The organism is Nocardia sp. NPDC004260, assembly GCF_053603155.1.
The window spans coordinates 1-11,033 of sequence record NZ_JBSGEZ010000129.1 but is presented as its reverse complement, the minus strand read 5'-3'; the positions used below and the strand labels follow the sequence as shown (position 1 = coordinate 11,033).

The 11,033-nt window shown below is 67.7% G+C and carries 15 protein-coding genes; all 15 read left to right on the top strand.

The genetic code is table 11. The annotated features are described in order from the left end of the window. The first annotated feature begins 472 nt into the window (after nt 1-472). The 15 genes from ACWEO7_RS36570 to ACWEO7_RS36500 all read left to right on the top strand — a co-directional run bounded on the left by ACWEO7_RS36570 (nt 473) and on the right by ACWEO7_RS36500 (nt 10,917). Nucleotides 473-1,474: a DUF4192 family protein gene (locus ACWEO7_RS36570; RefSeq protein WP_452430100.1), complete on the top strand. Its 1,002-nt coding sequence runs from the start codon at nt 473-475 to the stop codon at nt 1,472-1,474. A gap of 224 nt (nt 1,475-1,698) precedes the next feature. After that, the gene (locus tag ACWEO7_RS36565; protein ID WP_452430098.1) at nt 1,699-1,944 is read left to right on the top strand and encodes a hypothetical protein; all 246 of its coding nucleotides are present in this window, start codon (nt 1,699-1,701) and stop codon (nt 1,942-1,944) included. 72 nt (nt 1,945-2,016) lie between these two features. After that, on the top strand, nt 2,017-2,439 hold the full coding sequence (locus ACWEO7_RS36560) for a hypothetical protein (RefSeq protein ID WP_452430097.1): 423 nt from the start codon (nt 2,017-2,019) through the stop codon (nt 2,437-2,439). 252 nt (nt 2,440-2,691) lie between these two features. Continuing rightward, complete coding sequence (locus tag ACWEO7_RS36555; protein WP_452430096.1) at nt 2,692-3,108, top strand: hypothetical protein; 417 nt, start codon at nt 2,692-2,694, stop codon at nt 3,106-3,108. Between the two features lie 72 nt (nt 3,109-3,180). Further along, the gene (locus tag ACWEO7_RS36550; protein ID WP_452430095.1) at nt 3,181-3,840 is read left to right on the top strand and encodes a hypothetical protein; all 660 of its coding nucleotides are present in this window, start codon (nt 3,181-3,183) and stop codon (nt 3,838-3,840) included. Between the two features lie 150 nt (nt 3,841-3,990). Next, nucleotides 3,991-4,332, top strand: a complete 342-nt coding sequence (locus tag ACWEO7_RS36545; RefSeq protein WP_280299999.1) for a hypothetical protein — start codon at nt 3,991-3,993, stop codon at nt 4,330-4,332. 134 nt (nt 4,333-4,466) lie between these two features. After that, entirely contained in the window at nt 4,467-6,410 is a 1,944-nt protein-coding gene (locus ACWEO7_RS36540) for a ParB/RepB/Spo0J family partition protein (RefSeq protein WP_452430093.1), read from the top strand. A 323-nt stretch (nt 6,411-6,733) separates the two neighbouring features. Beyond that, nucleotides 6,734-7,303, top strand: a complete 570-nt coding sequence (locus tag ACWEO7_RS36535; RefSeq protein WP_452430091.1) for a hypothetical protein — start codon at nt 6,734-6,736, stop codon at nt 7,301-7,303. A 287-nt stretch (nt 7,304-7,590) separates the two neighbouring features. Then, entirely contained in the window at nt 7,591-8,061 is a 471-nt protein-coding gene (locus tag ACWEO7_RS36530) for a hypothetical protein (protein ID WP_452430089.1), read from the top strand. A 92-nt stretch (nt 8,062-8,153) separates the two neighbouring features. Further along, nucleotides 8,154-8,435, top strand: coding sequence for a hypothetical protein (locus ACWEO7_RS36525; protein WP_452430087.1), 282 nt, complete (start codon nt 8,154-8,156; stop codon nt 8,433-8,435). After that, the gene (locus ACWEO7_RS36520) at nt 8,432-8,734 is read left to right on the top strand and encodes a hypothetical protein (protein ID WP_452430085.1); all 303 of its coding nucleotides are present in this window, start codon (nt 8,432-8,434) and stop codon (nt 8,732-8,734) included. Before ACWEO7_RS36525 ends, ACWEO7_RS36520 begins: the two co-directional genes overlap by 4 nt. A 143-nt stretch (nt 8,735-8,877) precedes the next feature. Then, nucleotides 8,878-9,159, top strand: a complete 282-nt coding sequence (locus tag ACWEO7_RS36515) for a hypothetical protein (protein ID WP_452430083.1) — start codon at nt 8,878-8,880, stop codon at nt 9,157-9,159. A gap of 185 nt (nt 9,160-9,344) precedes the next feature. Then, nucleotides 9,345-9,620 (top strand): hypothetical protein, encoded by a 276-nt coding sequence (locus ACWEO7_RS36510; protein WP_452430081.1) that lies wholly within the window; start codon nt 9,345-9,347, stop codon nt 9,618-9,620. Between the two features lie 58 nt (nt 9,621-9,678). Continuing rightward, entirely contained in the window at nt 9,679-10,512 is an 834-nt protein-coding gene (locus tag ACWEO7_RS36505) for a phosphoadenosine phosphosulfate reductase domain-containing protein (protein WP_452430079.1), read from the top strand. Between the two features lie 75 nt (nt 10,513-10,587). Further along, on the top strand, nt 10,588-10,917 hold the full coding sequence (locus tag ACWEO7_RS36500) for a hypothetical protein (RefSeq protein ID WP_452430078.1): 330 nt from the start codon (nt 10,588-10,590) through the stop codon (nt 10,915-10,917). The last annotated feature ends 116 nt before the right edge of the window (nt 10,918-11,033 follow it).

Sequence of the window (11,033 nt, the reverse complement as noted above, 5' to 3'; positions counted from 1 at the left end):
GCCGAGCCTCATCCGCCGCGCCAGGGTCGTTCGTCCGCTCCTCGCTGCGCTGCGGTGCGGGCGCTCCACCCTGGCAGCCCGGAACCTGGCGCGCCCGCCCGGCTTCGGCCCCACCGAAGGACACACACACCGACGCGCGGACACCTCTGCTGTCCGCCCTGCACCGCCGAACACCTCGCGGCCGTCGGCCGCGCGCACCCCGAGGGGTGCGGCCCGCGGCCCCAGGGCCGCGCGCTCCCTGCGGTCGCGTGCGGGCGCTGCCGCCCCGCACCCCGGCCCGCTCGCCGCGGAGGCGACCCTCCAAAGGGCACGAAAAGCGCTGGAAAACAAGCAAAACCGGGAAATCGTAGTGTGCGAAGACACACATCCTAATAATGCGTAAGGTGCGTAAGTTCATTGTAGAATAGAGACGTGATGGAGAGAGCGGGAAGCAACCACGCCCCGCCCGCCACGACCCACAGGAGGACATCCGGTGATCTTCAAGCGCACCAACGCCATCGACAAACTCACCCCCGCCGATTACATCGCCGCGCTGCCGGTGCTGCTGCGCTACGTCCCCGAGGACAGGCTGTGCGTGCTGTTCATCCGGGCCGGACGCATAGACATGGTGGTCGCTGCCGAGATCGACCAGGACCATGACGCATTCGCCCTGCACCTCGCGCGGATCGCCGACAGCCGCGAAATGGACGCCGTACGTGTGGTACTCGTCGCCAGCGCCCGCCGCGCCGGGGCGGGGATCTGGTTCGCCGACGCCGTGCGCGAACAGGTCGACGCCCACGGCATCCCCGTTCTCTCTCGCGCCCACACCTACGCACTCACACGCGGCGCGGTATGGACCGACCTCGACAACCACACCCAAGGTCACATCCCGGACCCCGCCACGACCGCCGCCGCCGTCACCGCCGTGTCACGCGGCATGGTCGTTCTCGAGGCCCGCGCCGACATCGAGGCCCGATACACCCCGGTCGAAACTCCGGACTTCATGGCTCGTCGCGCCGCCTGCCTGCACAGCAAGCAACGCGGATTCGCGACATCGGTACTGCGCGAGGTCGCCGAGCTGGTCACCCGCTACGACTACCCGCCCGCCGCACTGGCCGCGCGCGTGTCCATCCTGGTCACCATCGACCCCGCCGCGCGTGACGCGCTGCTGGGCATCGCGCTGCTCGACATGAACGCCGCCGCATCGTCGTACGTCGACATCGCCAACCAGTGCCGAGGCGAAGCCCGCGCGTACCTGCTGGCCACCGCCGCCGCCCTGTTCTACATCACCGGCCAGGGCGTGGCTTCCCTCGAGGCCATCCGCCATGCCGAGGACGCCGCCCGCAAGGCCAAGGCCGAAAACCTCTCCCTGATCAACTTCGTGACCACCGCCCACGCGCGCGCCATTCGCCCCGAATTCGTTCGCCGCTTTCTCGCCGCCGGACAGATCGCGGCCACGAAATACGGTGTGAAGGTCCCCGACTACACGCCGTAGAACGCACGCTTTCCACTTTTCAGAGTGACGTAGTTCACATCCCGTAAAAGTGCGTAAGGTGCGTAAGGTTGATAGTATTAGAGACAGAAGGAAAGAGCGGGAAGGGAAACCGGAACCGCACCTTCGCTCTTTGAAAACTCCACAGTGTGAACCCGATTCCACGTAGCGGAATCAGAAAAGGACCGGCGATCAACGCCGGGCCACTTACCCGAAAGGGGGCGGCAATGGCCGCAATCCGCTACGACGTGAACGGCTGGACCTACAGGAATTCGCTGCTCGACGGGGTTGTACTGCACAAGGACTACGGCCCTTGCTACGTCACCATCACGCCGAACGCGACCCCGGAAGTGTTCCGGGCCTATTCCTGGTGTATGTGGCGCACCTCCACCGGTGACCACATCACCACCGGGCGGGCCGACAGCGTCGAGGAGGCACAAGCCGCCGCCGACGCTCGCGCACGGCCGAAGTAGGCCAGCCGTTCCGACGCCGGGGGCGCGACCCCGCGCCCCCGGCTCTCCACGGCCACGAAGGGAAACCCACAGATGCTGACCATCACAGCGCGCGAGCTGTCCCCCGGCGATCATGTCTACCTGGGACGCCGCGAATGGGGTGCGGCAACAATCATCAGCGCCGTGTCGCAGAACAACGGCACGCAAATCCACGTCACGTTTCAGCGCGAAACCGGCGGGCGCGGATTCGTGTACCTCGCGCCGGATGTTTCGATCGAGCAAGCGCCACAGGGCGACATCCTCCAAGTTTTCTATGCCGCCAAGACCGACGGTCACGCGATCGGAATCTATCGGGATTTCGATATCTATTTTCAGCTTTCCCTGTTCCCGAACGAGCCCGGATTAACCGCCTTGCGCTATTGCACGAAGCAGGAAGCCGAGGATATCGCGAGCCGAGTCGAAGCCGAGTGGACGGATGGACAGCTCAGCACGATGTACCGACACCACGGCTTCTAACCGAGGGGAACCATGCCCACCTGCCCGTGGTGCGTCGATCCCAAAGCCGAAGACTATTCCGGCGCACTCTGTATCGACCACGAAGCAGAACGCGCCGGATTGAGCGTGAATCAGCTCATCCGGCGAGACCAAATCGAATTCGAGGAGGCCAGCGGAACTTAACAACCGCCGACACCGAAACCCCGAGAAAAAGTGCACCCCCGGGCGTCCAGAATACGCCCGGCGGACCGCGCACAGAAAGGAAATCAGCCCGTGAACAACACCCCGAACAACGGTCCGCACGCCGACCCCCGCACCGAGCCCGGAGACCGCTGGATCACGGCCAGCTGGCCCGTGGGGGAACCCGACGGCGAGGGCTGGCAGGCCCACGCAGACCTGAACGTGAGCTACCACAAGGGCCGGGGATACCGCGCCGCCCTGAACGTTCACCACGAGCAGGACAGCGGCATCTACGTCACGAAGACGATGAACCTCAGCATCAACCGCACCGAGACCGAGATCCACAGTCGCTCGGCCGCGCGGTTCAGCCGCAAGGTGCTGGGCGAGGTCTACGACCTCGCCCTGAGCGGGCTACGCGCCCGGTTCGATGCCGTTGACGAGACCGTGACGCCGTATTTCGACGCCACATCCCCCGTCTTCGGCTACTCCGGCGCACCCGCCCGCAGCTAGCCACCCACCCCGCAGCAGGCACCGGGCGCATAGCGCGCCCGGTGCCTGCCCACTTCCGAAGGACACGGACCCGTGACAACCAGCATCACTGCCCGCAGCGCCGACCAATGGGCCGCAGACATCGCGGCCCGGCTCAACGACACCGATCCCGGCTGGACGAGCCAGCCCAGCGCCCAGCACGAGCGCCGCTGTGTGGCCTATCTGATCGGCCCCGGCGAGGACGAACGAATCCGGCTCGAACTGCCCCACGACAACTACGGCACACCGAGTGAAGAACTGTGGGCCGACGTGGATTTCGGCCCCCTCGCCCCGTTCATCGCTTACCCCGTCGGTCCCACGAGCACAAGCACCGCGACCGACAACACCGAGGCCATGATCACAGCTCTCCGCACCGACCTCATCCCGAGCATGCGCGAAGCCTTGCCCGCCTGCCGAATCGGACGCGAACAGGCCGCCTCCGAACAGGCGCAGGCCGCCGCAATCCTGGCCGAGATCGGCGAGCGTGTCCAACTGGACCCCGAGCGCGACCCCACGAAACCGCCGGTCTACTTCGGCCGCCGCGACGGCCACATCGTCGGCCGGATCACCACCTACCCCGGCAACCGCATCGCGTTCGACCTGTTCCTGACCTATCCCGAAGCGCTCGCGCTGGCCGACTACATCAACCAGCGCCGCCTCAGCATCGGCGACGCCCCCGCCCCGGACGACTACGACGGCCCCGCCCCGTTCTGACCATCTCTCGCCAGGGCCGGTGAACACCGGCCCTGGCCCCACCCCGAGCCGAGGAACCCTATGCGACTCCCGCGCATGCTTACGCGGCTACTGCGCCGCCGCGACCACGACAACCCGGTACGGCCCCCGTACGCAGATTTCAGAGCGCCGATGCCCTGGCAACTCCGGATGGACCCCGAACCGACCGAACCGGCCGAGGCATCCCCCGAGCATGCCCGCGCGCTCGAGCTGCGCCGCCGGGCGCTGAATCTGGAAACGCTCGCCAACAACCCCGACCTCGCCTATCCCGAGTGCGACCCGAAGGAGTTGGCCGACCGCAACGTTCACTCCGAGTACTACGTCCAGGCACTCGCCGCATACGCGGACCTCACAGCCCACCTGATCGAGCACCGCCCGGTGCTCGGCGGGTACCGCGAGTGGAGACACCACTACGACGCCATCGACGCCGAGGAAGTCGACCAACCCGCCGAAGACGAAGACCGCCACCGGTGACCGGCCACCGCGTCAGCTCCGCTCGAGGCCCCCCGCAACCGAAGATCCGAGACCCAGCCCCAGAAAACCAGGAGCACCGGACGGCCAGAATCCGCCCGGTGCTCCGCCCATCCTAGAGGAGACACCGAACCATCATGACGACCACCGAAAACACCACGCCCGAAGCCGACCAGACCAGCGACGCCCACCAGCCCGACCCCGCCCCCGCGCCGGAGGCCCCCGCCGAGGAACCGACCATCAACGGCACCCCGTTGTCGGAAGTGCTGGCCATGATCGACGCATCCCCGACCGGCAAGATTTCCTTCGACGTCGACCCGCGCGAAGTCGTCTTCGGCGACAACATGCGCTCCGAGGTCACCCTGACCAAAGCGTTCATCGATGGCATCCGCGACGGCGGATTCGTCCAGGACCCGCCCGCCTACATCAACGACGACGGCCAGGTCCAGATGATCGCCGGACAATCGCGGATGCTCGCCGCGATCGAAGCCGGATACATCCCGTGCCCGGTGATCCTGCGCCGCAAACCTCACGACGACGCGGTCACCCTCGCCGCCGAGGTCATGACCGCACAGTGGCGCGAGAACGAGCACCGCACCGAAACCAGCACCCGCGACAAGGTGGTGCACGTCGAGAACTTCTTGAACCTGCCCGGATTCACCCCGACCAAGGTCGGCAAGAAACTCGGCGTCGACGCCGCCGAGGTGCGCGCCATCAAGGCACTGCGGAAGTCCGAGGACGCCCGCAAGAAGGCCGAAACCGGACAGCTCACCTTCACCCAGGCCGAAACCCTCATGGAGTTCGAGGGCGACGAACAGGCCGAAACCCGGTTGCTGGACGCGGCCGAGCGCAACAACTTCGACGCCGAAGCCGCCAAGATACGCGCCGAACGCGAAGAGACCGCCGGACGCGCCGCCGCAAGCGAACCGTACCGGAAACGCGGTTTCACCATCCTGGACCGTGAGATCCACGAATGGTCCTACGACGCGCGCACCACCTGCCCGCTGAGCAAACTCTACGGCCGTCAGGACGGGCACCGCGCGACCGAGGACGACATCAAGACCCCGGCGAACTGGGCGGTGTACCTCGAGCGGTCCGAAGTCGAAGCCCCAGACGGCAACCTCGATGAATACTGGACGCCGCTCTACTACTGCACCGATCCCAAGGCCGAAGGGCTCCAATACAGCCAGTACGGAAGCGATGTCCTCACCGACAAGGAGCGCGAGCGCAAGCGCACCGACGCCGCAATCGTCAAGGCGGGCAACCGCTACGCACGCGCCGCCACGACCGCCCGGCGCAAGTTCGAGGCCGAGTTGCTGGCCAAACTGACCGACAAGGGCCGCAAGCGGCCCGCCAAGATCCCGACCGGGCTGCTCAGCTGGGCCGCGCAGGTGATGTTCACCCGGCGCGGGCTGACCGCCGAGAACACCGTCACCGACATCACCGCCGATCTGCTCGGCGTCGACCGCGAGAAGGCGATGTCCACCGGCGAACTGTTCGAGGACATGACCGACCCGCGCGCAGCCGCCATGCTCATCGGCCTGGCCATCGGTGCCGTCGAGGCCAGCATGCAGCGCCGCAGCTACGACCCGAAGAAGAAGGAGAACCCGACCTACTGGCAGGCGGTCCTGCACCAGAGCCAGAGCGTGCACTATCCCACCGCTACCGTCAGCGCTCCCCGCTCCCTGCTGACTGCCTTGCAGAGCGCGGGATACACCCCGACCCCGATCGAGCGAGCGATACTCGGCGAGCTGACACGCGCCGAGGCGTTCGAGGCCGAGGCCGCCGCCGAGGTGGCCGCAGAGGGCACCTTGTCGGCCACACCCGCCAAGGCCGCACCGACCAAGGCCACCACAGCACCGACCAAGGCCGCACCCGCGCGCAAGAGCAACCAGGCCCGCAAGACCGGCCCGGCCAGCCCCGCCCGCAAGACCGGCCCATCCCGGCGCAAGACCAAGGCCAGCACGGTAAAGGTCACCGTCACCCAAGACCAGCCCGCCCCGGCCGAACCCACCCCCGCGGCGACCGACCCGGCACCCACCGGCCACAACCAAGCCGACGCCGCACCGCTGGCAGCCTGACCGGCAGCGGGCCGGAACACCCCAGTTCCGGCCCGCTCCCCGCCCAACCGCACCAGCGGCCCGCGGAATCGGAACTCCGCTGCGCTCCGTGCTGTGTTCTTCAGCGGACGATCCCAGCCGGCGTGCGTCCATCACCCGGCCCACCCAAGCCGACCGGCCACACGCCCCAACACGGCAGGGCATCACCCCGCCGGTCGGCCCCAGGCCCGCAGGCCGCTACGCGGCCGCCGGGCCCGCCGTGGACGGGCCCGGCCACCCACCGGAAGCAACGACATGAACACCCGAGACCTCGACTCCGCGCTCGACCGTCAGCGCAGCGAATCATGAAACGCGCCGACCCCGCCGTGATCTCCTGCCTCAAGATCACCCACGGATGGCAGGTCCCCACCTGCGAAACCTTCGTCTGGACCACACGTCCCGACCCCGACACCAACACCCGCGGCACCGGCTCGGTGTGCCGGGCCCGCGCCACCCACCGGATCAACACGATCCGCGTCGATGGCCAGCACCGCCACCCGTGGAAGGTCAGCGTCTGCCGCGCGCATATCGCCGAGGAAATCGACACCGCCCACCGCGAACGCGACTTCACCCGCCGCTACCGCCGCCAAGACGTGCCCGACCCGACCATCACCGAACTCGAACTAACCCTGGACGTGCGCGCCTACGCCCACGGCAAAACACAGTTCTGGCTCACCGAACGCCGACTACCCGCCGCCGTGCCGATCGACCTCGCACTGTTCGGCACGACCCCGCGGTTCTGCAAACCCATCCGCCGCACCCGCCCCGACGGCCGCGCGCGCCGCGCCGCGAATGCGGCGCAACACGCCCTACTCGACGAACGCGGCCAACCCACCGCGCTCACACCACAACCCGCCAGGAGGACCCACCCGTGACCCACGACCCGCCCACCACACCCGCAACGGGCCCCCGGCGGCCGCGCGCACCGCACCGCCACCGCGGCACGTTCATCCACCCGCCGCGCCGCCCGATCCGGGCCTACACCCGCCACCGCAAGCCCCGCCGACGCCACCGCCACACCACCACCCGCCAGACCGACGACGAAGACAGGAGCCCATCACCCCCACACCACCGAAAACGTTGCAGCTCACCCCACTCACGCAGGACCCCGACATCCAGAATGTGCCCGGCTCCTGCCCCGAACGAGATCAGGACCACCACCATGCCCATCACCGACCTGTTTCAGGCACCTCCGCTGGAAAACGAAGCCCAACTCACCCGTACCCTTGAGCGCGTCTGCCATCAGCACGGCGCGACCGACACCACGACTCACCGGCTCATCGCCGACATCGTGGCCAGCGTCCGCGCCGCCTCCGAGCACAAGCGCGTGCTCGCCGCGCTCGAGAACTACGAGACCGGCAACAGCCCCGAGCCCGAAGACTTCGCCACTCTGCTGTCGTTCGTGCGCCGCGCCCTCGACGCCGCCGAGCTGCGCGCCACCGCGGCCGGCTACGCCGGGCCCGCCGACCTCGCCCCCGAGATCCGTCACGCCATCGCCGACATCGTCGACATGGTCTGGGAACGCGAAGCCGACGACTACCGCCAGCACGACGACAACGACCGCGTCGACCACCCGCACCTGCACCTGACCGCCCTGCACAAATGGCTCGGCCCCTACAGCCCCGTCCGCTGACCGCCGCACCGGTGGGAGCCGCATCCGGCTCCCACCGGCACCGGCCAGCGAACCACGAAGCGAACTTTTCCACCGAATCATTCGACAGGACAATGGAACTCATCGAACGCGAGTACCGCGACCTCCCGCACAATGGTGTGCGCCTGCCCTACGCGGCACGAAGCATCCACCGCTACAACGACAACCGCATCCAGGTCGTCGAAGCACTGTTCACCGCCTTCACCTCCGGCGAATGCGGACTCACCCGCGTCTGGCACGTGCAGATCAGCAACGTAACCACCCTCGCCAGCGCCCGCAAGATCGCCCGCGAACTCGGCTTCACCGGCCCGGTAGAGACCATCGTCGCCGGACACAGCCACGGAATCCGCTGGTGAACCGCGACCACAATCCCGCCGAACCTCCACGGTTCCGCGTGGTCACCATCGGTCCCAACCTGTTCGGCGCCGACGACGACTTCCACGTCCACGCCGCCGCCTGCACCGACCCGAGGCGCAACCCGCTCTACCGGTACCACCACGACGACCTCGCCCACCCCCACACCGTCGCGTCCCTGCGCGATCTCGTCCACACGATCTACAACCCGGACGACTTCGGCTACGACCCCGACCAGTGGGACGACTACGCCGCCGGAATCAAGGTCTTTCCCTGCATCGACCTGCCCGACGAGCACTGAACAACCGCCCCGCCGGGACGGCACACCCGCCCAGCCCGGCCACCGCGACGACGAAAACCGCACACCGCACCCCGCTCAAGCTTTCTGCGGGGGCAGGGCCACGGGGTGCGGAATTCACCACGACAGCAAAGGAACTCACCCTCATGACCGACAACCGAAAGCACCTCGAAACGACCCCGCCCCTGAACCTCGCCCTTGAAGTCACCTGCGATACCTGCGACCAGAGCACTACTCTCCACGTCAACCGCGACCAGTTCGCCGCGTGGGCTGAGCGACGCCTCGCTATCCAGAACGCTTTCGCGCATCTGAACCCGCCCGAGCGCGAGTACATCAAATCCCGCATCTGCCCGTCCTGCTGGACCGGCATGTTCGGACCACACCCGGGGGCACTGGAGATGCGGAACCCGAGTAGCGACACCGATTGAGCACCCCGTCAGCGGGGGCAGCGCGCCCGCCCCGGCCCCTCTCCGCGTGCCGAGACCAATTCCGGCACGTGCCCAACCCCACCAACAGGAACCACCATGATCGACCGTCACACCCTCCGAACCTGGCTCGACACATTGCCCGCCGACACCGACCCAGACCACACCACCCTCACCGGACACCACCGGTGAGCGGCGAACACAGCGACGCGGTACCGAGACCAGATCCCGAGGCATCCCCGGCCGAAACCCTCACCATCGGCACCACGACCTACCGCGTGCAAATGCACACCTTCACCGCAACACTCACCGGTCCGCACGGCGGGCGCTACACCGCTGTGCAGAACGTGCACTCGGGGCTGTTCTCGGTGATCTCCGACAGCACCGCCCGCTCGCTCAAACGCCCCGGAGCCTCGCAACCCCTTCGGCTGCGGCGAACCGGCGGCCGGTTCGAGATCGCCTGACATCGTGCCTCACCGCAGGCCCCGAGCAATCCGAACTATCGCTACCACAAGGACATTCATGCACCAGGCAACACCCGACCTGTCCCAATTCGACGGTCTGCTGTTCAACACCAGCGGCGGAAAGGACTCCACTGCAGCGCTGGCCGAAGTCGTCGACGCTGCCGAGGCCGCGGGCGTACGCGACCGGCTCACCGTCGTACACGCCGACCTCGGCGAATCCGAATGGCCCGGCACCGTTCAACTCGCCGCCAACCACGCCGCCCACTACGAGCTGCCCTTCACCGTCGCCGCGCGCCGCCGCCCGAGCGGAGCCGTGGAGACCATCTTGGAACGGGTCGCCGCCCGCGGTCGCTGGCCCGACGCCAAGCGCCGATGGTGCACCTCCGACCACAAGCGCGGACCGATCCGCAAAGAGATGACCCGCATCGTCACCCACCTGCGCGAATCAGGAAAGGTGCTCGGTCGGCCCGCCCGTCTGCTCAACATCATGGGCCTGCGCGCCGAAGAGTCCGCCGACCGGGCGCGCCGGGCACCGCTGGCCCTCGACGCGACCGCGAGCAACGGCCGCCGCGAGGTATACAACTGGCATCCCATCCACGACTGGACGACCGCGCGTGTCTGGCGGCGAATCGAACAAGCCGACCTCGAAGTCCACTCGGCATACGCCGACATGACCCGGCTCAGCTGCCGATTCTGCGTCCTGGCCCGCCGCAGCGATCTGATCGCCGCGGCCCGCCTCAACCCCGAATACGCCGCCCAGCACGCCGAAGTCGAATCCGCCATCGGACACCGATTCCGGCACGCACTGAGCATGGCCGAAATCATCGACGCCGCCGACCGCGGCGACGACCCACCCCAGCAAGGCGCGCTGCTGCCCTGCATGCGGCCCTGACACGCACGACCGACCGCATACCGACATTCGCCACCTGCACGGGCCGACCACCGGCTCGCTCATGGAAGGAACGCCGTGCCCAGCTTGACCCTGGCGCTGTCCGCCGACGCCATCGAAATCGCCAACAACGAGGACCTACTCACCGACCACCGCACCGGCAATCTGCTCGAGCTGGGCATCACCGGAGACCCGGACCCGCCGGAGGAGCCGTCGCTCACCTTCGAACTCTGCGACGCCCACGGCAGCGTGCTGGCCAGCCACACCTACACCGAGCACATGCCGCCCCGGCCGAACCGACCCGCCGTCTCGCGTTGGGAGCAGGCCGCCGCCGACGCCTGCCACGCCATGGCAACCCTGATCGCCGATTTGACCGCCGATCTCGCCGGGAATGAGCAACCCGAATAACACGAAAGGGGCCGGAACCACAGTGCGCGGGTTCTAGGAGTCGTTGCAACACCTCAGCTCGAGGGGTGTTGTGGATTTCGAGATCCGGGCGGATCGAACTCCGCAGGGACGTAAGA

Excerpts from the sequence above, each read along its gene's own strand:
- ACWEO7_RS36545 (WP_280299999.1), top strand. The coding sequence starts at position 3,991 with ATGCCCTGGCAACTCCGGATGGACCCCGAACCGACCGAACCGGCCGAG.
- ACWEO7_RS36505 (WP_452430079.1), top strand. The coding sequence starts at position 9,679 with ATGCACCAGGCAACACCCGACCTGTCCCAATTCGACGGTCTGCTGTTC.
- ACWEO7_RS36535 (WP_452430091.1), top strand. The coding sequence starts at position 6,734 with ATGAAACGCGCCGACCCCGCCGTGATCTCCTGCCTCAAGATCACCCAC.
- ACWEO7_RS36560 (WP_452430097.1), top strand. The coding sequence starts at position 2,017 with ATGCTGACCATCACAGCGCGCGAGCTGTCCCCCGGCGATCATGTCTAC.
- ACWEO7_RS36530 (WP_452430089.1), top strand. The coding sequence starts at position 7,591 with ATGCCCATCACCGACCTGTTTCAGGCACCTCCGCTGGAAAACGAAGCC.
- ACWEO7_RS36515 (WP_452430083.1), top strand. The coding sequence starts at position 8,878 with ATGACCGACAACCGAAAGCACCTCGAAACGACCCCGCCCCTGAACCTC.
- ACWEO7_RS36540 (WP_452430093.1), top strand. The coding sequence starts at position 4,467 with ATGACGACCACCGAAAACACCACGCCCGAAGCCGACCAGACCAGCGAC.
- ACWEO7_RS36525 (WP_452430087.1), top strand. The coding sequence starts at position 8,154 with ATGGAACTCATCGAACGCGAGTACCGCGACCTCCCGCACAATGGTGTG.
- ACWEO7_RS36565 (WP_452430098.1), top strand. The coding sequence starts at position 1,699 with ATGGCCGCAATCCGCTACGACGTGAACGGCTGGACCTACAGGAATTCG.